General features: G+C 61.3%; 18 protein-coding genes. 5 read left to right on the top strand and 13 right to left on the bottom strand.

Annotation, left to right across the window (positions count from 1 at the left end; translation table 11 throughout):
- Positions 1-54: 54 nt before the first annotated feature.
- A complete protein-coding gene (locus tag C9990_RS20670; protein ID WP_106804495.1) occupies positions 55-471 on the top strand; it encodes a PaaI family thioesterase in 417 nt (138 codons plus the stop codon).
- A gap of 182 nt (positions 472-653) precedes the next feature.
- Here the strand turns inward: C9990_RS20670 and C9990_RS20665 are convergent, their stop codons facing one another.
- Genes C9990_RS20665 through C9990_RS20655 form a run of 3 tightly spaced genes read right to left on the bottom strand, consistent with a single transcriptional unit; the run spans position 654 to position 3,240 of the window.
- Complete coding sequence (locus C9990_RS20665) at positions 654-1,835, bottom strand: acetyl-CoA C-acetyltransferase (protein ID WP_106804494.1); 1,182 nt, start codon at positions 1,833-1,835, stop codon at positions 654-656.
- An 11-nt stretch (positions 1,836-1,846) separates the two neighbouring features.
- On the bottom strand, positions 1,847-2,506 hold the full coding sequence (locus tag C9990_RS20660; protein WP_003211625.1) for a CoA transferase subunit B: 660 nt from the start codon (positions 2,504-2,506) through the stop codon (positions 1,847-1,849).
- Between the two features lie 35 nt (positions 2,507-2,541).
- Positions 2,542-3,240 carry a CoA transferase subunit A gene (locus C9990_RS20655; RefSeq protein WP_010211319.1) on the bottom strand — a complete coding sequence of 233 codons (699 nt, stop codon included), beginning with the start codon at positions 3,238-3,240 and terminating at the stop codon, positions 2,542-2,544.
- 189 nt (positions 3,241-3,429) lie between these two features.
- Here C9990_RS20655 and C9990_RS20650 point away from each other — a divergent pair, with 189 nt between their 5' ends.
- On the top strand, positions 3,430-4,329 hold the full coding sequence (locus C9990_RS20650; protein WP_106804493.1) for a LysR family transcriptional regulator: 900 nt from the start codon (positions 3,430-3,432) through the stop codon (positions 4,327-4,329).
- A 143-nt stretch (positions 4,330-4,472) separates the two neighbouring features.
- On the opposite strand, the gene C9990_RS20645 is transcribed toward C9990_RS20650, so the two are convergent.
- From C9990_RS20645 to C9990_RS20620, 6 genes are all read right to left on the bottom strand, one after another.
- Complete coding sequence (locus C9990_RS20645; protein ID WP_106804492.1) at positions 4,473-4,802, bottom strand: hypothetical protein; 330 nt, start codon at positions 4,800-4,802, stop codon at positions 4,473-4,475.
- A 605-nt stretch (positions 4,803-5,407) separates the two neighbouring features.
- On the bottom strand, positions 5,408-6,253 hold the full coding sequence (locus C9990_RS20640) for an NAD-dependent protein deacetylase (protein ID WP_106804491.1): 846 nt from the start codon (positions 6,251-6,253) through the stop codon (positions 5,408-5,410).
- An 8-nt stretch (positions 6,254-6,261) separates the two neighbouring features.
- Positions 6,262-6,702 carry a CBS domain-containing protein gene (locus C9990_RS20635; RefSeq protein WP_065905552.1) on the bottom strand — a complete coding sequence of 147 codons (441 nt, stop codon included), beginning with the start codon at positions 6,700-6,702 and terminating at the stop codon, positions 6,262-6,264.
- Between the two features lie 132 nt (positions 6,703-6,834).
- On the bottom strand, positions 6,835-8,790 hold the full coding sequence (locus tag C9990_RS20630) for a DNA topoisomerase III (protein ID WP_106804490.1): 1,956 nt from the start codon (positions 8,788-8,790) through the stop codon (positions 6,835-6,837).
- 134 nt (positions 8,791-8,924) lie between these two features.
- Positions 8,925-10,547 carry an MFS transporter gene (locus C9990_RS20625; protein ID WP_106804489.1) on the bottom strand — a complete coding sequence of 541 codons (1,623 nt, stop codon included), beginning with the start codon at positions 10,545-10,547 and terminating at the stop codon, positions 8,925-8,927.
- Positions 10,548-10,698: 151 nt separating this feature from the next.
- A complete protein-coding gene (locus tag C9990_RS20620) occupies positions 10,699-12,345 on the bottom strand; it encodes a GMC family oxidoreductase (protein WP_106804488.1) in 1,647 nt (548 codons plus the stop codon).
- 196 nt (positions 12,346-12,541) lie between these two features.
- Here C9990_RS20620 and C9990_RS20615 point away from each other — a divergent pair, with 196 nt between their 5' ends.
- Entirely contained in the window at positions 12,542-13,435 is an 894-nt protein-coding gene (locus tag C9990_RS20615) for a LysR family transcriptional regulator (protein ID WP_106804487.1), read from the top strand.
- A gap of 564 nt (positions 13,436-13,999) precedes the next feature.
- Here the strand turns inward: C9990_RS20615 and C9990_RS20610 are convergent.
- Genes C9990_RS20610 through C9990_RS20600 form a run of 3 tightly spaced genes read right to left on the bottom strand, consistent with a single transcriptional unit; the run spans position 14,000 to position 17,028 of the window.
- The gene (locus C9990_RS20610) at positions 14,000-15,097 is read right to left on the bottom strand and encodes a DNA alkylation repair protein (protein ID WP_106804486.1); all 1,098 of its coding nucleotides are present in this window, start codon (positions 15,095-15,097) and stop codon (positions 14,000-14,002) included.
- Between the two features lie 15 nt (positions 15,098-15,112).
- Positions 15,113-16,459: a glutamine synthetase family protein gene (locus tag C9990_RS20605; protein ID WP_106804485.1), complete on the bottom strand. Its 1,347-nt coding sequence runs from the start codon at positions 16,457-16,459 to the stop codon at positions 15,113-15,115.
- 11 nt (positions 16,460-16,470) lie between these two features.
- Positions 16,471-17,028, bottom strand: a complete 558-nt coding sequence (locus C9990_RS20600; RefSeq protein WP_065905559.1) for a helix-turn-helix domain-containing protein — start codon at positions 17,026-17,028, stop codon at positions 16,471-16,473.
- Positions 17,029-17,074: 46 nt separating this feature from the next.
- On the opposite strand from C9990_RS20600, the gene C9990_RS20595 reads away from it, so the two are divergent.
- Positions 17,075-17,443, top strand: coding sequence for a DUF4440 domain-containing protein (locus tag C9990_RS20595; protein WP_256595126.1), 369 nt, complete (start codon positions 17,075-17,077; stop codon positions 17,441-17,443).
- Between the two features lie 28 nt (positions 17,444-17,471).
- Here C9990_RS20595 and C9990_RS20590 read toward each other — a convergent pair whose 3' ends face one another.
- Entirely contained in the window at positions 17,472-19,622 is a 2,151-nt protein-coding gene (locus C9990_RS20590; protein WP_106804484.1) for a WG repeat-containing protein, read from the bottom strand.
- A 104-nt stretch (positions 19,623-19,726) separates the two neighbouring features.
- On the opposite strand from C9990_RS20590, the gene C9990_RS20585 reads away from it, so the two are divergent.
- A complete protein-coding gene (locus C9990_RS20585; protein ID WP_065905562.1) occupies positions 19,727-20,035 on the top strand; it encodes an RcnB family protein in 309 nt (102 codons plus the stop codon).
- The last annotated feature ends 51 nt before the right edge of the window (positions 20,036-20,086 follow it).

Here is a 20,086-nt window from a genome sequence, read left to right as displayed (position 1 = left end):
TGCTGCGCGGGCGCTGGCGTACACCTCAGGTCTTATTCCAAGGAAGAATCCGCCATGATCAGCCACGCCGTTCCCGAAGGTTTCGTCTCGTTGCCCCGCAGCAGCCCGCTGCTGGATTTGCTCGGCCCGGCATACTGCCGAGGTGAAGGCCTGCAGTTGGAAATCGGCCTGCGGGCCGACAATCGTCACGCCAATGGACGTGGCACCGTGCACGGCGGGGTGTTGGCGACCCTGGCGGATATCGGCATGGGCTACGCGATGGCATTCTCCAGTGAGCCGCCGCTGCCGCTGATTACCGCGAGCATGACCCTGGACTACCTGGGCGCGGTGCAGGTAGGGGAGTGGATTGTGGTGCGCTTGGAACATCACAAGCGTGGACGGCAGATGGCGTTTGCCACGGTGAGTCTGCAGGTTGGGGAGAAGGTGGTGGCACGGGCGAGCGCGGTGTTTGCGGTGCCCCGTACGGACTGACAATCGGGGATGTTGGGGGGGCGGGCACGTCAGCGCCTACCGTTTTTGCATTAAAGAAAAGGCCGGGCTTTTCGTGGAGCCCGGCCGTTTCCGTGTTGCTCTTATCAGCGGGGGCTGCCGTGCAGCTCAATGGGAGCAAGCTCCCTCGCCACCGCGGGCGGTTTCCCCCGTTGCTGTTTGAATCAGCTGCGTTCGAGGGCGAGGGCTACGCCTTGGCCACCACCGATGCACAGCGTCGCCAGGCCTTTCTTGGCATCGCGCTTGATCATTTCATGCAGCAGGGTCACCAGCACGCGGCAGCCTGAGGCGCCGATCGGGTGGCCGATGGCAATGGCGCCGCCGTTGACGTTGACCTTGTCCGCGTCCCACTCCAGCTCTTTGCCCACTGCCAGCGATTGCGCGGCGAAGGCTTCGTTGGCTTCGATCAGGTCCAGGTCGCCCAGGCTCCAGCCGGCTTTGTCCAGGCAGCGGCGCGTGGCCGATACCGGGCCGATGCCCATGATCGCCGGATCGACGCCGGCATTCGCGTAGCTGGCAATGCGCGCCAGCACGGGCAGGTCGAGGGCCTTGGCTTTGTCGGCACTCATCAGCAGCACCGCAGCGGCGCCGTCGTTGAGGCTGGAGGCGTTGCCGGCAGTGACGCTGCCGTCTTTCTTGAACGCCGGCTTGAGTTTGGCCAGGGACTCGGCGGTGGTGCCGGCGCGCGGCTGCTCGTCCACGGCGAAGGCAATCGGGTCGCCTTTGCGCTGGGGAATCAGGATCGGCGTGATCTCATCGACAAAACGCCCGGCCTCGATGGCTGCCGCAGCTTTTTGCTGGGACGCGGCGGCAAAGGCATCCTGGGCTTCACGGCTGATGCCGTACTTGTCCACCAGGTTCTCGGCGGTGATGCCCATGTGGTAGTCGTTGAACGCATCCCACAGGCCGTCGGTGATCATGCTGTCGATCATCTTGGCGTGGCCCATGCGCAAACCGGTGCGCGCGGCAGGCAATACGTACGGGGCCAGGCTCATGTTTTCCATGCCGCCGGCGATGATCACCTCGGCATCGCCACAGCGGATAGCCTGGGCGCCCAAGTGCAGGGCCTTGAGGCCCGAACCGCAGACTTTGTTCAGGGTCAGGCTGGGGACGGCGTGTGGCAGGCCGGCGAGGATCGAGGCCTGGCGCGCCGGGTTCTGGCCGCTGCCTGCGGTGAGCACCTGGCCGAGAATCACTTCATCCACTTCTGCAGGATCCAGGCCGGTCTGCTCCAGCAGGCGACGGATCACGGCGGCGCCCAGTTCCGGAGCCGGGATGTTCGCAAGCGAACCTTGAAAGCTGCCCACGGCGGTGCGGGTGGCAGCAACAATCACGACGTCTTGCATGGAATCTGTCCTCACTGGAAGTGCATTTCTGGAACGTGGTCCGGGACGATCAGTTTACCGGCGGTCTTGCTCACAATCTCTTCAACGCTGACGCCAGGTGCGCGTTCCTTGAGGACAAAAGCGCCATTTTCGATTTCCAGGTAAGCAAGATCGGTGAGCACACGCTTGATGCAGTTGGCGCCGGTCAGCGGCAGGCTGCACTGGCTGAGCAACTTGGACTCACCGTCCTTGGACGCGTGGGTCATGATCACGATGATGTTTTCCGCACCGGCCACCAGGTCCATGGCGCCGCCCATGCCCTTGACCAGCTTGCCGGGGATCATCCACGAGGCGATGTTGCCTTGTACGTCGACTTCAAACGCGCCAAGCACGGTGAGGTCGACGTGGCCGCCGCGGATCATGGCGAACGATTCGGCGGAGGAGAAGATCGACGCGCCGATACGCGCGGTCACGGTTTGTTTACCGGCGTTGATCATGTCGGCATCGATTGTTTCTTCGGTAGGAAACGGTCCCATGCCCAGCAGGCCGTTTTCCGATTGCAGCATCACTTCCATGCCTTCGGGAATGTAGTTGGCCACCAGGGTCGGAATGCCGATGCCCAGGTTGACGTAGAAACCGTCCTGCATTTCGCGGGCGACACGTTGAGCCATTTGTTCGCGGGTAAGTGCCATTTTCATGAGTCCTTATTGTTCGGGCTGGGGGCAGATTATTTGCGGACGGTGCGCTGTTCGATGCGCTTCTCGAAGGTGCCGCAGATGATCCGGTCGACGTAGATGCCAGGAGTGTGGATCTGCGCCGGGTCCAGCTCGCCCGGTTCGACGATTTCTTCCACTTCGACCACGGTGATCTTGCCGGCGGTGGCGGCCAGCGGGTTGAAGTTCTGGGCGGTGTGGCGATAGATGACGTTGCCGAAGTGGTCGGCTTTCCAGCCTTTGACGATGGCGAAGTCGCCGGTGATGGATTCTTCCATCAGATACGGACGGCCGTTGAATTCGCGGGTTTCCTTGCCTTCGGCAACCGGCGTGCCGACACCGGTGGCGGTGAAGAAGGCCGGGATGCCGGCGCCGCCTGCGCGCATTTTTTCGGCGAGGGTGCCTTGGGGGGTCAGCACCACTTCGATTTCGCCGCTGAGCAATTGCTTCTCGAACAGCGCGTTTTCACCGACGTAGGAGGCGATGACCTTGCTGATCTGCTTTTCTTCCAGCAGTACGCCCAGGCCAAAACCATCGACGCCGCAGTTGTTGGAAACCACGGTGAGGTCGCGGGTGCCTTTGCGCTTGATCTCGGCGATGAGGTTTTCCGGAATGCCGCACAGGCCAAAACCACCGGAGAGCACGGTCATGCCGTCTTCCAGGCCTGCCAGTGCTTCCTCGTAGGACGCCACGCGTTTATCGAAACCTGCCATATGCACCTCTATTATTGTTTGTGGGCCAGCCAATGAACCGAGTGTTGCGCCGACGGATTGATTTGTTAAGTTGTTTTTTTAGGTTGATTGATTTAGAAAACAGCACAATAAGCTTCAGTCCGTAAGCTTCAAGCATAGTCTGCGACCGCTTTCACTTGCAGCTTTCATCTCGTCACTTGGAACGCTCCTATGACCGTCAAACAAATGCGTGCGTTTCTCGCCGTGGCCCAGACCCTGAGTTTTGCCGCCGCCTGCGAGCGGTTGCACCTCTCCCAGTCGGCGCTGAGCCTGACCATCAAGGGGTTGGAAGAAGGGCTGGGCGGGCGATTGTTCAGCCGCAATACCCGTAACGTCGCGCTGACCCCGGAAGGTGAATCCCTGCTGCCCTTGGCCCGCCGATTGATTGCCGATTGGGACAATACCGAAGATGAATTGCGCCAACGCTTCACCTTGCAGCGCGGGCGCGTGACTGTGGCGGCGATGCCGTCGTTCGCCGGCAACCTGTTGCCGCCGATCCTGAAGATATTCCGCGCGCGTTACCCGCAGGTGAATGTGACGGTGCATGACCTGATCAACGAGCAGGTCCTGGAGATGGTGCGAGATCGGCAGGTGGAGTTGGGGGTGGCGTTCGAGCCTGCCGAAGAAACATCGCTGGCGTTCACGCCGTTGTACCTGGATCGCTTCATCGCCGTGGTGCCCGCCGATTCGCCCTTGGCGCATGTGGCTGATGTCGACTGGAAAACCCTTTTGCAACACCCGTTCATTACCTTGCAGCGCCCGTCCACAGTGCGCGTGATGCTGGAAGAACACTTGGGCGCCCTGCAGATGAAACTGCCCGTGGCGTTGGAAAGCCATCAACTGGCGACCGTAGGCAAGATGGTTGCCAATGGCCTGGGGGTCAGCGCCGTGCCTGCGTTATGCGCGCGGCAGATGGAAGAGGCGGGCGCCCATTGCATCACCTTGCACGGCCCGGTGATCGAGCGGCCGATTGGGGTGCTGACCAAACCGGGGCATGAACTGTCGGCGGCGGCGCAGGTGCTGTTTGATATTTTCTGCGATGAAGCGGCGAAAGGGCGATTTCCGCTATAGCCCCTGTAGCAACCGGCTTGCCGGCGGCGGTGTGATCAACAAAACATCGCCGGCACGCAGGTTCCCACAGTTAACAAGATAACGATGGCAATAAAAAAGTCCGCTCGGCGAACCGGGCGGACTTAATGTGTTAATTAGTTTTATCAGCAGTATTTATCAATCACTTTAACATGCGATTGGCCTTTGAGGTGCTGCCATTCGGTATTAAGTGTATGGAACACTTGCTCGATAAAGTTGCGATCGGCCGCGGCCTTCTTGCCGACATAACCCTGGCCGCGGCGGTACATCTTCAGGCGCGCCGCCAGTTCACGGTTATTACGGTCGAACTCGGCTTCTTCGGTGTGGGGCGCCAGGCAGTCAATTTGCACTTCGCCCGATTTGCCAATCCACAGGATATGGTCGTCGAGTGTGTCTTTCTGCGCTGCGAACATCTCAGCCAATTCATCGATAGTTGGTTGGTTGTTCAGATTCATGTGTAAGCCCCTTGACCAGTTGGCGATCTATCAGTTGATTCCGTTAAAACTGCTTAGTTGTCTCCGGCTTCAAAAACCGGGCGTCAGTGACGGTCTGCCGAATACGGGCAGGGTCTTGAACCTGATGCATGTAGTCTTGCTGATGAACTGCTACGCAATGGTTTCATAACGAAGACAAGCAGCGTTTGAGCTCCTTGTACCGATCCTTCCGGGCCGGTCAGCTTCATCAATCTGCCTTGTGGGCAGTGCACATCCGGAAAAAACAGCTCGGCGGTCAGACGAGCTTGTTCAAAACACGTGTTACCAACGCTCCCGATCCGGGAGACGTCTAGATCATGCAAGGACAAAAACGTTACGTCAACGGTTATGTAGTGATTTTTTTAAAGCACTACATAAATCCCTGTGAGGACGGGAGAATCCCGGAAAACGTGACTTGCGCGTCATTTTTTGGAGGGGTGGGTCGTCGATCCGAGGGAATGAAATGGGTCCGCAGCCGTGTAGGTACGGGCTTGCCAGCGATGGCGGTGTGTCAGCCAAGGCTTCGTACCTGACGCACCGCTTTCGCCGGCAAGCCAGCTCCTACATGTTTGATGCGGGCATAGGGGTTATCTCAAACGATCAGCCAGCAGAGGCAACAACTGCTCGCACGACGCCTCGATCTTCACCTGCAACAGCTCATCCCCACGGGTCTTGCCCAGGTTGATGGCAATCACGGGCTTGCCGTGTTCAACCATCGCCTTGCAGAGGCGAAATGCCGAATAGGCCATCAGTGACGAGCCCACTACCAGCAAGCCTTCTGCTTGCTCGACCGCCGCCATCGCCCTGGCTGCAGTTGCCGGGGCGACGTTTTCGCCAAAGAACACCACGTCCGGCTTCAGCCGTTCACCGTTGCAGTGAGGGCAGTGGGGTACCTGGAAGTGTTCTTCAAACGTCGGGTCGAGGAGGGTGTCGCCGTCTGGCGCTTGTACCGCATGCACCTGCGCAAGGTAGGGGTTATCAATTTCCATCTGCCGCTGGATCACATCGCGCATGCTGCGCAGTTGGCAATCCAGGCACAGCACCCGGTGCAGGCTGCCGTGCAGCTCGATCACGTCATGGCTGCCGGCCTGGTCATGCAGGGTGTCGACGTTTTGCGTGATCAGCCCGCTGATGCGCTGGCGTTGCTGCAGGGTCGCCAGTGCCAGGTGAGCCTTGTTCGGCTGCGCAATGCGCACCCTCGGCCAGCCCAGCATCGCCCGCGCCCAATAACGGCGTCGTGCCTGTGGGGTGGCGAGGAATTCCTGATACATCATTGGGGCCTTGCCCCGACGCACACCTTCACTGTCGCGGTAGTCGGGGATCCCCGATGAGGTGCTGATCCCCGCCCCGGTCAGTACCAGGAAACGCCGGTCGGCCATGGCCCGGTACAAGGTGTCGAGGTGGTCTTCTTGATGTTCCAGCGTGTCGAGCATGGGTTCCCCTATTCGCCGCGAATGTACTGCTCCAGCTGCTTGATCAGGTCGGCCTGTTCGGCGATGGCTTCCTTGACCAGGTCGCCGATGGACAGCAGGCCCAGCAGTTTGCCGCCTTCGACCACGGGCAGGTGGCGCAGGTGACTGTCGGTCATGATGTTCATGCATTCCTCGACACTTTTGTGGGTGTCGACCGTTATCACCGGGGAACTCATGACTTCATCGACCCGTGTGGTGACCGACGACAGGCCCTTGAGGATGAGTTTGCGTGCGTAATCGCGTTCGCTGATGATCCCGACCACCGCGCCTTCCTTGACGACCGGCAAGGCGCCGACGTTTTTCTCCGACATCCGCACCAGCGCTTCAAACACGGTGTGGTCCCATTGGATAGTGTGCACGTCCTGGTTTTTCTGATCCTTGGCTTTGAGCACTTGTGCGACGGTTTTCATGGCGGCCACTCCGGTGTTGTTGTTAGGAAGTCAGCGGGTCCCCTACAGAATCCTAGACCGCCTACGCCGGAGCAAGGTCCAAAGCGGCGTTAAACCCGTCGAAAAACGTCATTCGCCGGATTTTTTCGGTGTTTACCCGGTATTAGTCGACTTTTTGCTGCGCTTGGGGGCGGCCGTAGTCTTGCGAGGCGCGCTTTTTCGCTTCTTTTTCCACGGTGTAGCGCCCCGGCCTGCCGGGCTGGCTGGCCCGGTTATGGTCATGCGCATGCCGTTGCAGCGTGCCACTTGCTTGCTCATCCAGGCCGCTTGCTTGGCAACGAATTCCTCCAGGCTCATTTCACCGCTTTGCACCATGTCCAGCGCCTGTTCCCAGATCGCGGTGGTACCAGGGTCGGCAATCGCCCGTGGCACCGCATCGATCAGGCTGAACGCAGCCGGGGTGGCAGATAGCGCCTTGCCGTTTTTCAGCAGATAACCCCGGTCCAGCAATCCCTGAATGATCCCGGCGCGGGTGGCCTCGGTGCCGATACCGGTGGTGTCCTTGAGCTTTTGCTTGAGCAGCGGGTCTTCCACCAGCTTGGCGACGTTTTTCATCGCCTTGATCAGGTCGCCTTCGGTAAAGGGCTTAGGCGGCTGGGTCCACAGATCCTTGAGGTTGACCTTGGCCACCGCGTAATCCTGCCCCTGCACCAGCGTCGGCAACGCCTGCGGTGCCGGTGCCGGTGCCTCGCGGCCCTTTGCCGGGGCCAGGGCTTCGGGCAGGGCGCGTTTCCAGCCTGGCTCGATCACCACTTTGCCCACCGCGCGTAGAGCCTGGCCGGCACAGTCAAAATCGGCCTGGGTGCGATCGTACTCATGGTTGGGCAGGAACTGCGCCAGGTAACGTGCGCGTATCAGGGTGTAGACCGCACGGTGCTTGCCGGTCAATTGGCCGGCATCCTTGCCCGCACCAGTGGGAATGATGCCGTGGTGCGCACTGACCTTGGCGTCGTTCCACGCCCGCGATCGGCGCTGCGGGTCGATATGCGGCATCAACGCATTCACCGTCGCATCGGCACGGCCCAGCGCGGCGAGAATCTTCGGTGCCTCGCTGTGCTGGCTGAGTGGCAGGTAGCCGCAGTCGCTGCGCGGGTAGGTGATGGCCTTGTGGGTTTCGTAGAGCGACTGCGCGATGTCCAGGGTTTCCTGGGCGCCGAGACCGAGCTTCTTCGAGCAGATCTCCTGCAGGGTACCGAGGTCGAAGGGCAGGGGCGCGACCTCGCGCATGCGCTCGGTGCGCAGCTTCACCAGCCGCGCACTGGCGGCGTCGGTCATGGCGTCGGCGGCGTCGCGAGCCAATTGCGGGTTGAGGCAGCGGCCCTGGTCGTCACAGGCATCTTCGGCCGCGCGCCATTGGGCAGTGAAGGTCATGCGCTCATGGCGCAGGTCGACATCGATGGCCCAGTACGCCACCGGTACGAAGTCGGCGATGCTGCGGTCGCGGTCGACCACCAGGCGCAAGGTCGGCGTTTGCACACGGCCTACCGGCAACACACCTTGATAGCCGGACTGGCGCCCCAGCAGGGTAAACAGGCGACTCATGTTCATGCCGATCAACCAGTCGGCGCGCGAACGGCCCAGGGCCGAGTGGTACAGGCTGAAGGTTTCGGCCCCGGGCTTGAGCGCCGCCAACGCCTTGCGAATCGAGGCATCGTCGAGCGCCGACAGCCACAACCGCTGGATCGGCCCGCGATAGCGGCAATGCTCCACCAGTTCGCGGGCAATCATTTCGCCCTCGCGGTCGGCGTCGGTAGCGATCACCAGTTCCTGGGCTTCCCCCAGCAGGCGCTTGACCGCCTTGAACTGGCTGGCGGTCTTGGGCTTGACCTGCATCTTCCATTTTTCCGGGACGATCGGCAGGTCAGCCAGCACCCAGCGCTTGTATTTGGCGTCATAGGCGTCGGGCGGGGCGGTTTCCAGCAGGTGGCCGATGCACCAGGTGACTGTGACCCCGTTGCCCAGCCAGCAACCGTCGCCGCGCCGGCTGGCGCCGAGCACGGCCGCGATGTCCTTGGCCTGGGAGGGTTTTTCACAGAGGTAAAGCCGCATGCTCAGCCCATTCGTTACACAGTTGAATGGGGAGCAGGATGGGCAAAAGAAGGGATTTGATCAACTGTTATCTGGATGGATATACAGCAATTTATGTGCGCCCCCGCCCGTCAAGGACGGGGGGCACGGGTCAGTCAGTTGTTATTGATGTCCACGTGCCGGGTTTCCTTGAGGCAGAACAACCCGACAATCAAGCTCACGCCGGTCACTACCACCGGGTACCACAGCCCGTAGAAAATATCGCCGGTGTACACCACCAGCGCAAACGACACGGTTGGCAGGAACCCGCCAAACCAGCCGTTACCGATGTGGTAGGGCAGCGACATCGAGGTGTAGCGGATACGCGTCGGGAACAGCTCCACCATCAGCGCCGCCAGCGGGCCGTAGCACATGGCGGCAATCAGGATCAGCGCCACGATCAGCACCACCACCATCACTTTGTTGACCTGGGCAACATCCGCCGAAGTCGGGTAACCGGCCAAGGTCACGGCGCCACGCAGGGCCGCTTCGTCATAACCATCGATGCGCACTTCACCCACGCTCACCTGCACCGGGCTGCCCGCCGGGGCGGCGGCGCTGCTGTAGGGCAGGCCCTGCTTGACCAGGAAGGTCTTGACCTTGTCGCACGGGCTGTCAAAACGCGCCTTGCCCACCGGGTCGAACTGGAAGGTGCAGGTGGCCGGGTCGGCCAAGACGGTGATCGGTGCCTGATGGCTGGCCTGGTCCATCGCCGGGTTGGTGTAGTGCGCCAGGCCTTTGAAGATCGGGAAATACAGCGCGGTGGCCAGCAGCAGGCCGAGCATCAGCACCGGCTTGCGCCCGACCTTGTCCGACAGCCAGCCAAACAGGATAAAGAACGGCGCGCCAATCACCACGCTGATGATCAGCAGCATGTTGGCCAGGGCCGGGTCCATTTTCAGGAACTGCGTTAGGAAGAACAGCACGTAGAACTGCGCGGCGTAGAAGGTCACGGCTTGGCCGCCGTTGATGCTGAACAGCGCAATCAGCACCACCTTGAGGTTTTCCCACTTGCCGAAGGATTCGCGGATCGGCGACTTGCTGGCCTTGCCTTCCTCTTTCATCTTCAGGAATGCCGGCGACTCGTGCAGGCTCATGCGGATCCAGGTCGAAATGCCCAGCAGCACGATGGAGAACAGGAACGGAATCCGCCAGCCCCAGACTTCAAACTGATCGCCGGTGAAGTAGCGGCACGCCAGCACCACCAGCAGCGACAGCAGCAGGCCGAGGGTGGCGGTGGACTGGATCCAGCTGGTGTGCAGGCCGCGTTTGCCGGCGGGTGCGTGCTCGGCCACATAGGTGGCTGCGCCGCCGTACTCGCCGCCCAGGGCCAGGCCTTGCAGCATGCGCAACACGATCAGGATGACCGGCGCCGCGATGCCGATGCTCGCATACGTCGGCAACAGGCCGACGCAGAAGGTCGCCACGCCCATCAGGATGATGGTGACGAGAAAGGTGTATTTGCGTCCGATCATGTCGCCCAGGCGGCCGAACACCAGCGCGCCGAACGGGCGCACCACGAAGCCGGCGGCAAAGGCCATCAAGGCAAAGATAAACGCGGTGGTGTCGTTGACCCCGGCAAAGAACTGCTTGCTGATCACGGCCGCCAGGGCGCCATAGAGGAAAAAGTCATACCACTCGAACACCGTCCCGAGGGACGAAGCGAAGATGACTTTTCTTGAATCGTTGCCGGCACTCGCGGTAATCGCCGAGCCCAGGGGTTGAGCATGTTCTGACATCGGGTAGCCCTCACAGTGATTATTTATTGTTGTTCCACTGTCGGCGCCAACCTTGGCGCCGGTTGTCCTTCCTGCCGGTGTCCGGCCGGGCGATGGCGTAAAGCCAGATGCAAACCCTGGATGCGCTATCGCCAGGCCGGACGCCTGCTGGTCATGCGGGTGCGGTCATTTCTCTCTCGGGGGCAAGGTTCCTTGTGTTCGGCGAAAGGATTAGCTGCGCGGCTTTCTCCGCGATCATCAGCGTCGGTGAACAGGTATTGCCGGAGGTAATGCGCGGCATGATCGAGGCGTCGGCAATGCGCAGGCCCGGCACGCCATGCACGCGCAGTTGTGCGTCGACCACGGCGTCCTGGTCAGTGCCCATGCGGCAGGTGCCCACTGGATGGAAGATTGTAGTCCCGATTCGCGCGGCGGCTTCGTGCAGCTCCTCTTCGGTCTGCAGCGAATCACCGGGCAGGTATTCAACTGGCTTGAATTGGCTCAAGGCCGGCGCGGCGACGATGCGCCGGGTCAGGCGAATGGCATCTGCGGCCACGCGCAGATCTTCCGGATGGCTGAGGTAGTTGGGCCGGATCAGCGGCGCATCCCCCGGATTGGCCGAGCGGATATCAATGCGGCCACGGCTCTGCGGGCGCAGGTCGCAGACTGACGCAGTAAAGGCAGGGAACGCGTGCAGCGGTTCGCCAAAACGCTCCAGCGACAGCGGCTGCACATGGTATTCAAGGTTGGCCGAAGTCTGTTCCGGACCCGAGCGGGCAAACGCACCCAACTGGCTCGGCGCCATCGACAGCGGGCCGCTGCGGTCGTACAGGTAGCGCAGGCCCATGCCCATCTTGCCCCACACGCTGCCGGCGATCTGGTTGAGGGTGCGGGCTTTTTCCAGCTTGTAGATCAGCCGCAGTTGCAGGTGATCCTGCAGGTTGCCACCGACGCCCGGCAGCTCGTGCAGCACCTCGATGCCCAGCGGCTTGAGGACGTTGGAGGGGCCGATGCCCGAGCGTTGCAGGATGCCCGGCGAGCCCACGGAGCCGGCGCACAGCACGATTTCCTTGCGCGCCCTCCAGCTCGACTGCTGGCCGTGTTGACGCCCGACGACTTGGGAGGCGCGGCCGTTTTCCAGGAGTACGCGGTCGACTTCCACGTCGGTCAGCACGGTGAGATTGGGGCGTTGACGGATGGGCTTGAGAAACGCCTTGGCCGCATTCCAGCGGACGCCGGCCTTCTGGTTGACCTGGAAGTAGCCGCAGCCTTCGTTATCGCCCTGGTTAAAGTCGCTGATGGAGGCGATGCCGCTTTGCGCCGCCGCATCTCGAAAGGCATCCAGAATCGGCCAGTGCAGGCGCTGTTGCTCGACTCGCCATTCGCCGCCATCGCTGTGGAACTCCGAGCTGCCGGCAAAATGGTTTTCGCTCTGCTTGAACAGCGGCAGCACGTCTTTCCAACCCCAGCCTGCATTGCCCGCGGCTGCCCAACCGTCGTAGTCCTGGGCCTGGCCACGCATGTAGATCATGCCGTTGATCGACGAGCAACCGCCGAGCACCTTGCCGCGTGGATAACTCAGGGCACGGCCTTGCAGGCCTTCCTGGGCCTCGGTCTTGAAGCACCAGTCGGTGCGCGGGTTGCCGATGCAGAAGAGGTAGCCGACGGGAATATGGATCCAGGGATAGTTGTCGCGGCCACCGGCTTCAAGCAGCAGCACGCGGTGGGCCGGATTGGCGGAGAGTCGATTGGCCAGCAGGCAGCCTGCGGGGCCGGCGCCTACTACCACGTAATCGTATTCAGCAGTTGCAATGGACATCTGAGGTCTCGCTTGTTTTTCTTATTGGTTCCATCCTAGTTGTTAGTTTTCGTCTTAAAAATGTTAGTTTTTACCCAGCTGCTGTGCGTTTTTAAACAGTGCGACCGCTGTGGCGAGCGGGCAAGCTTGCTCGCCACAGGCACGGGGCCAGTCTTCGCGGTCGTGTAGTGAGTTATGCCCAAGGGAGGGAGGCTGAATGTTCGACTGGAATGACCTGCGGTATTTTCTCGAGTTGCAGCGCAGCGGCCGCCTGCTCACCGCCGCGCAACGCTTGAAGACGACGCATGCCACGGTGGCCCGGCATATCGAGGCGATCGAAAAGAGCCTCGGCACCGCGCTGTTCGTGCAGCACGCCCAGGGCTATGAATTGACTCCGGCCGGCGAAGCCTTGCTCAAGCATGCCGAGGCCATGGAAAACGTGGCGCTGCTGGCCGAAGACGAACTCACCCATTCCGCCGCGCCCTTGGGCAAGATCCGTCTCGGCGTGGCCGAGGGCTTGGGCGTGATGTTCCTTGCCGGTCGCATGGGCGGGCTGTTCGAACGCTATCCCGGGTTGGAGGTGGAACTGCTCGCGGTGCCGCGTTTCGTCAGCATTCTCAACCGCGAAGCGGAAATCAGCATCCACCTCGAACGCCCCAGCGTCGATCAACTGGTCACGCGCAAACTCACCGACTATCGCCTCGCGCTCTACGCCAGCCGCGCCTACCTTGCGCGCAATCCGCCGATCGAAAAGCGCGAAGACCTCGCCGCCCATTCATGGATCGATTACGTCGACGATCTGTTGTTCAGCCAGGAACTGAAATTCCTCAGCAGCTTCTGTCGTAACCCCAAGGTGGTGTTCCACAGCACCAGCGTCATCGCCCAACACCAGGCTGCACGGTCAGGCTTGGGGATTGCCGTGCTGCCGTGCTTCATGGCTTCTGGCGACCCTGACCTGGTGCCGTTGCTGCCGGCAGAGAGCATCCAGCGCAGCTACTGGATCAGTTCGCGGCGTGAACTGCACAAGTCGGTGCGACTGCGGGTGTTGTGGGATTACGTGGTGGAGTTGTGTGCGCGGGAGCACGGGTTGTTGCTTGGCGAATCTGCCTGAAGAAACCGGCTCGAAAACGGCGGGCTTGCTCGCGATGGCGGGCTGTCAGTTGATGCATTCGGTGCCTGATCTACCGCTTTCGCAGGCAAGCCAGCTCCCACATTTGATCTGCGTACACCCGGGAGCCCAAGCCATACCCGGATCCCCCTGTGGGAGCGGGCTTGCTCGCGAAGGCGGGCTGGCAGTTGATGCATTCGGTGCCTGATCTACCGCTTTCGCAGGCAAGCCAGCTCCCACATTTGATCTCCATACACCCGGGAATCCGAGTCATACCCGGATCCCCCTGTGGGAGCGGGCTTGCTCGCGAAGGCGGGCTGTCAGTTGATGCATCGGTGCCTGACCCACCGCTTTCGCAGGCAGCCAGCTCCCACCGTTGATCTGCGTACACCTGGGAGCCCCGAGTCATACCCGGATCCCCTGTGGGAGCGGGCTTTCAGTTGATGCATTCGGTGCCTGATTTACCGCTTTCGCAGGCAAGCCAGCTCCCACATTTGATCTGTGTACACCCGGGTGCCTAGGCCTACTCCAATCCCCCAGTGGACCTGGGCTGTTGCCCCACCTGCATCAGTCGCGCAATACGAAGTCGGCACTGCCCAGGCGTTCACCATTCACCATCACGTGCACGGTATGCTTGCCCGGATAGTGCTTGCGAGTGGTCAATTCGCGGATGTGTTGCTCGCGGCTGATACGTTGCTGTTCACCCGCGCCCAGCGTGAATGCCTTGAGCTTGAAGACTTTGGCCGCGCTGTGCCCGGCGCTTTTGACGTAGTCGATGGCGTAGTCCACCACCAGTTTCTGCGCGGTGGCGGCGGTGGATTCCAGGCTGAATGACAGGGTGATGCGTTCGCCCAGCGTGATCACTGCCGGCGTGACGCTCAGGTGCTGAATCTTCACGTCGGCCTTGGCGCCGGCGCCCATGATGGTCAGCGCGCGGGTGTTGCCTTGCTTGATCAGGCTGCGCAGCGCGTGGCGGGCGATCCAGGCGGTGTGGGGATTGTCGAGGTTCCAGCCCTCGATCAGGTCGAGTACCCAGTCCGGGTGGTCCTTGGTGATGTCGTTGAGATGGTTGGCGACGGATTTGCGCACATACAGGCTGCTGTCGGCCTTGAGATTATTGAGGATCGACGCGCACAGCTCGGGGTTGGCCTGCACCTCGGCCAGGCGAAACGACCAGGGCAGGCGCGGGCGCGAGCCTTCGCTGGCGAGGCGGCGCACGTGTTCGTTGTCGTCCAGCGACCAGGCTTGCATCACCGCCAGCGTGCGCGCGAAATCATTCAGCAGAAAGTGGCGGATCGCGAATTCCGCCGAACCAAACGTGGTGAAGTATTTGAGCGCGGCCATGGAACGCTTGAAGTCAGCCTGGCCGTAACTCGCCACGTAATGCGGCAGGAACAGGCTGACAAATGCGCTGTTCAGCCGCGGGGCCAGCGCGTAGAGCAGCTTGAGGGTCTGCGCATACTCCAGCGGTATCACCGCGTGCAGGCTCTCGCTGACCCGCGCCATGCGCTGCATCACCGACAACTGCGCCAGCCCGGCCTTGGCGTGCTTGAGAAAACCCTTGGCGTCGAACGCCGGGTACACCGCGCTCATCTCGCGGGCGATGTGCTGCAGGCGTTCGACGTTGAAAATTTCCTTCAGGGCCGGGGAGCTTTGGTCGGTCATCGGTTATCCATGGGGTCAGAGAAACCAGCGGTATTCGCGCGCATTGATCTCTTGCTGGAAGGCCAGGTGATCCTGGCGTTTGTTTTCGCAGTATACGTCGACAAATTCGGCGCCCAGCTTATCGCGCACGACCGGTTGATGCTGCATGGCGCGCACGGCGTCGAGCATTTCCAGGGGGAAGTCGGTGCCGCTGTTGCGGTCCTCGTTCAACGGCGCGATGGGTTCGCGCTTGGCCTCAAGGCCATGTTCCAGCCCGGCCAGGATGGCCGCCAGCACCAGGTACGGATTGGCGTCGGCGCTGGCCAGGCGGTGCTCGATGCGCAGGTTGCGCGGGTCGGATTCGGGAATGCGCACGCACGCATCGCGGTCCTCAAAGCCCCAGCTGGCGCGGGTCGCCGCGTTGACCGTGCCACCCAAGCGGCGGAAGGCGTTGTGGTTGGGCGAGAAGATCGGCATGCAGTGCGGCAGCAGTTCCAGGCAGCCGGCGACCGCATGGCGCAGCGGTTGCTGCTGATGGGCGGCCAGCAGGTTATTGCCGGCGCCGTCATACAGGCTCACATGCACATGCATGCCGCTGCCGGGGTATTGCAGGTAAGGCTTGGCCATGAAGCTGGCGCGATGGCCATGCTTAAACGCCACGCCTCGGGTGCTGCGGCAGAACAGGGCGGCCCAGTCGGCAGCGCGCAGGCCATCGTCGAGGTGGCCGAAATTGATCTCGAACTGGCCGGGGCCGATCTCGGCAGTGATCACCGTGATGTCGATACCCTGGTCCTTGGCGGTCTGCGCCATATCGTCGAGCACTTCACTGAAGCGCGAGAGCCGGTCGATATGCAGGTTGGGCTGGTCGTCGGCATCCTCGCTCAGCGGGTCGCGGGCGAATTGCGGCAGGCCGTTGTCGAGTTTTTTGTCGAACAGGTAGAACTCCAGTTCGAACGCCACCACTGGGTGAATGCCTTTGTGCTGCAGGCGTTCCAGCACCTTGGCCAGGACTTCGCGGGGCTCGAATTCGATCGGGGTGTCGGTGCCGTCGGAGGTGATCAGCATCTGGCCCAACGGCTGCGATTCCCAACTCACCGGCTTGAGCGTGCCCGGCACCAGGCGGCGGTTGGCGTCCGGGTCGCCGTCATGGAAGCAATAGTCACCAATCTTGAACAGCCCGCCTTGAGTCCCCAGCAGCACGGCGTTCTGTGGCAGCTTCAGGGGGCTGCCGGCGGCGACCTTTTCGAGCATCTCTATCGGGTAGCGCTTGCCGTAGAAATGCCCTGGGATATCCAGGGCGATCAGGTCCACATACCGCACGTCGGGATGGTTCTGGCGAAAGGTCCGTACTTCGGCCAGCAACGTGGAAGATTGGCTTTTCACGGGTGTTGCTCCTAGTTGTAGACCCACAGCACGCGGGCGGGCAGATCGGTCAGGTTGGCGTAGCGGCAATGGGCAAAGCTGGCCAGGTGGAAGCTGTCACCAGGGCCGAGGGTGACCGAGTCGGCCTCACCCTCGACCCACAAGGTCAACTCGCCTTCAAGTACAAAACCGGCCTGTTCGGCACGGTCGCTCATGGTTTGCTCGCCGCTGTTGGCGCCGGGGGCCAACAGGCTGTCGAGCATCGAGAACGCGCCATTCATGCTCGGCGAGACGAGGATGTCGGTGATGCCGTTGGCGTAATACACCGTCCGCCGCTCATTGGGGCGGGTCACCCAGCTCACGGCCTTGGGTTTGGACAGGCTGTAGAAATACGTGGTGGGCACGTCGAGGGCGTGGCTGATCGCGGTCAGGTCGGCCACGGTAGGCCGCGACAAGCCGCGTTCCACTTGGGACAGGAAACCTACGGAACGCTCGATCTTCTGCGCCAATTGGGCGAGGGTGAGCTTCTTGTGTTTGCGCAGGTCGTGAATCAGGATCGCCAGGGCGTCGAGTTCTTCTTGTTGGTTCATGAAATTTATATCAAATAATTTCATGAAAAATTACAGGATTAATTTCATGGAGGCAATGGGCATGCAGTTGGAGCAGCACTTATACGCGTTGGAACAGGCACTGCAGGCGAGTGCCACCCGCTCGGATGCGAAGCGGTTGGCGCAGTTGCTGGCGGATGATTTCGTCGAGTTTGGAGTCAGTGGCACGGTATGGGGCAATAAAGCCGAGGTGATTGCCGGGCTGCAGGATGAAGTGTTTGCGCCGCGCCGCATCTCGGGGTTTGCTGTGAAGGTGCTCGGTCAGGGGGTGGCGCTGGTGACTTATCGCGGCCACCGCGAAGGCACCGGGGACTCGCTGCGCAGCTCGGTGTGGCGAGAGGAGCAGGGGCAGTGGCAGATGGTGTTTCATCAAGGCACACCCGCGCCGGCGACCTAAGCTCCTTCGCCACAAGGGCGGCGCCTGGTTATTCGCGTTGGTAGCTGTCGATCTGCGCTCCATCGGCATCGAATACATTCACCCGGTTTTCTTCTTTTGTATCCCAGATGCTGTACTTCGCATCGTTGCTGTTGGCCGGGATACTGTAGGTGGTGTACTGGCCGAGTTTTTTCACCACGGTATTGTTGCGGTCGATCAGCACCAGGCCCTTGAAGCCCTCCATCTCCGCTGAGGCGAGGTTTTTCTGGAAGGCGTTGAGGGTGGTGTATTTGAGCGGCACGCGCTGTTTGCCTTCGGTGTCGACCGCACCGTAGCGCTGGCCGGTCTTCACCACCGCCATGCCGTTGGAAAAGGGCTCGACCTCATCGTAAGGCAGGTTGATTGGCAGGGTTTTACCTTGTGGGTTGATGAAGCTGAATCGGCGACTTTTGCGCTCTTGCACCAGTTGCGGCTGGCCCTGGATGAACGCGCCGATGGCGGTGGTGCCCAGCGGATTGATTTTCTGCAGTTTCAGGCTGTAGACGTCCCTCTGTTGATCGTTGCCTGCGGTGGTGTAGAGGTAGTCACCGATCACTTCGATGTTGGAAAACCGCGGCGCCAGCAGTTCCTTGCCGGCCAGGTTCCAGACGCCGTAATCCGAGTCGCTGCCGTAGGTTTTCAGCCCCGGCCGGCCAATGAACAGCTCGCCGACCACGTTGACGTTGACGTATTTCATCGGCACCACGACCTGCTGTTTCTTCAGGTCGTAGACGCCGTAAGGCCCGTTCGTTTCGCGCTCGACGATCATCAAGTCAGCGTTGATCGGCTTTTCGATGATCTCGAACGGCAGCTCCTTCAGCGTGTGCCCGCCCGGCACGAAAGTGAAGTATTTGAACAGCAACTGACGCCAACCGTCTTTCTCCGGCGTGCTGCCCACCTGCATGTGGTACACGCCGGGCATCTCGCTGTATTGGATGCGTTCGAAGCGCGGCTTGACCACCCAATGGCCCTGGTTGTCGATGAAGCCGTTTTTTTGCGTGGCGTTGTCGTAGGCGATGTAGCGACTCTGGGGTGGCACGCTGTTGTGCATCTGCAGGCTGACTGTTTGCAACTGGGCCGGCTCAAGCAGGTAGATGACGATGCTCGCCGGGGTATCTTCGAAGTGGTAGGTGGCGTGTACGTTGGTCAGGGCGCTGGCGGTGTCTGGCAGGTCTTTCACGAACTGCTCCAGATGCGCCTGCAGTTCGGCGCTGGTGGTGTAGCTGGAGAAATGGTCCTGCATGCGCAGCAGTTCGTCATAGTAGGCGCGCAGGTTGGCCTTTTGCTCGGCGGTGGGCGAGGAGTTCGAGCTGCTACCGCCGCTGTACAACGTCTTGCCGTCGGCGCTCAGGCCCTGGATCACCAAGCTTTTGTCCTTCGGTGTCGCCAGCAGTAAGGACGCGCTGCCGTCCGCGAGGGCGGTCAATTGGTAGATTTCGCCCTGCTCGCCGGCGACTTTGGGGTGAGCCGGGTCCAGCATGATTTTCTTGAAGCCTGCATAGGCCTGGTAGGTGAGGGCGACGTCGATGCGCTCCACCGGCTTATTGACCTTGAGCTCGGCCTTGCTAGTGTCTTCATCCTCAACGCTGACCACTCCCACCTCGGTAAACGGCTGTTGCGTGCCGTCGCGAAAGGACACGGCTTGCACTGCATAACGTTCTTCATGACGCTGGTCGGGCAGGGCGCCACGCTTGAGCACCTCGCGGATCGGCTCCACATCCAGTTTCAACCCCGACTGGTTGTCGAAGAACACCTGCGCGAACGCTTGCTGCTGGAGCGCCCCCAGCGCGGCGCTCAGTTGCGTAGCCGGGAAGGGCACGAAAGGTTCGTCATAACGCAGCTCTTTTTTCTCCGCCGGTACCGGGTCGGTTTTTGACGCCGGGGAGATTTCCAGGCGCATGCTTTCGATCATCGCGATCTGGTTGATGCTGTCGCGGGCATCCAGTATCAGGTAATTCAGGCGCTTCTTCGCTTCGGACAACGACAGGGTGTTGATGTCGGCGACTTCGCCTTCATTCAATTGGTCTTCGCTGTAGTCGGTGCCGCTCACCAGGCCAGTGACCGCATGACGGTCGAGCAGGTAATAGGCTGCGCCGCCGATCACGGCGAAGACCACCAGGGCGCTGGCGAGTAGCTTGGTTCGGGTCAGGGCTGTTTTCATTGTTGTCAGACTCGAGAATAGGCTGGCGCAAGGTTAGCAGGCTGAATGATTCCGTGCGCCCGTGGTCCGAACCTGGGTACGCGTCATTCATTGAAGGAGCACCTATGAAGTCCAAAACCCTCGCCGCCTGCCTGCTGGTCGCTGCCAGCCTGTCCACCGCCAGTTTTGTCGCACAGGCGGGTGATACCCCCCAGGAAACCGTGCAGCCTTCCAACATCAACGCCCGCGATCTCAAAGAGGGCGACCGTGCCCCGGACATCCTGATGCGCAAGGAGTCGGCGGTCAGCGACTGGAAAAAGCGTGGCCTCAAGCAACCTGAAGCCGACAGCCAATGGGCGCGGGTCGGCGACAAGTTCGTGCTGCTGAAAACCACCAACGGCACCATCCTCGAGATTACCCCAGTCAAAAAATAGCCCGGCTTTTTTGCTTCCTCCGCGTTAAGGTAACCGGCCATAAAACGTCGC

Origin of the sequence: Pseudomonas sp. S5D5, assembly GCF_003013355.1 — a bacterium.
Classification (GTDB): Bacteria; Pseudomonadota; Gammaproteobacteria; order Pseudomonadales; family Pseudomonadaceae; genus Aquipseudomonas; species Aquipseudomonas aylmerensis.
This window is presented reverse-complemented; position numbering and strand designations above follow the sequence as displayed.

Coding starts and splice junctions, on each gene's coding strand:
- C9990_RS20670 (WP_106804495.1), top strand. CDS start 55: ATGATCAGCCACGCCGTTCCCGAAGGTTTCGTCTCGTTGCCCCGCAGC.
- C9990_RS20665 (WP_106804494.1), bottom strand. CDS start 1,835: ATGCAAGACGTCGTGATTGTTGCTGCCACCCGCACCGCCGTGGGCAGC.
- C9990_RS20660 (WP_003211625.1), bottom strand. CDS start 2,506: ATGGCACTTACCCGCGAACAAATGGCTCAACGTGTCGCCCGCGAAATG.
- C9990_RS20655 (WP_010211319.1), bottom strand. CDS start 3,240: ATGGCAGGTTTCGATAAACGCGTGGCGTCCTACGAGGAAGCACTGGCA.
- C9990_RS20650 (WP_106804493.1), top strand. CDS start 3,430: ATGACCGTCAAACAAATGCGTGCGTTTCTCGCCGTGGCCCAGACCCTG.
- C9990_RS20645 (WP_106804492.1), bottom strand. CDS start 4,802: ATGAATCTGAACAACCAACCAACTATCGATGAATTGGCTGAGATGTTC.
- C9990_RS20640 (WP_106804491.1), bottom strand. CDS start 6,253: ATGCTCGACACGCTGGAACATCAAGAAGACCACCTCGACACCTTGTAC.
- C9990_RS20635 (WP_065905552.1), bottom strand. CDS start 6,702: ATGAAAACCGTCGCACAAGTGCTCAAAGCCAAGGATCAGAAAAACCAG.
- C9990_RS20630 (WP_106804490.1), bottom strand. CDS start 8,790: ATGCGGCTTTACCTCTGTGAAAAACCCTCCCAGGCCAAGGACATCGCG.
- C9990_RS20625 (WP_106804489.1), bottom strand. CDS start 10,547: ATGTCAGAACATGCTCAACCCCTGGGCTCGGCGATTACCGCGAGTGCC.
- C9990_RS20620 (WP_106804488.1), bottom strand. CDS start 12,345: ATGTCCATTGCAACTGCTGAATACGATTACGTGGTAGTAGGCGCCGGC.
- C9990_RS20615 (WP_106804487.1), top strand. CDS start 12,542: ATGTTCGACTGGAATGACCTGCGGTATTTTCTCGAGTTGCAGCGCAGC.
- C9990_RS20610 (WP_106804486.1), bottom strand. CDS start 15,097: ATGACCGACCAAAGCTCCCCGGCCCTGAAGGAAATTTTCAACGTCGAA.
- C9990_RS20600 (WP_065905559.1), bottom strand. CDS start 17,028: ATGAACCAACAAGAAGAACTCGACGCCCTGGCGATCCTGATTCACGAC.
- C9990_RS20595 (WP_256595126.1), top strand. CDS start 17,075: ATGGAGGCAATGGGCATGCAGTTGGAGCAGCACTTATACGCGTTGGAA.
- C9990_RS20590 (WP_106804484.1), bottom strand. CDS start 19,622: ATGAAAACAGCCCTGACCCGAACCAAGCTACTCGCCAGCGCCCTGGTG.
- C9990_RS20585 (WP_065905562.1), top strand. CDS start 19,727: ATGAAGTCCAAAACCCTCGCCGCCTGCCTGCTGGTCGCTGCCAGCCTG.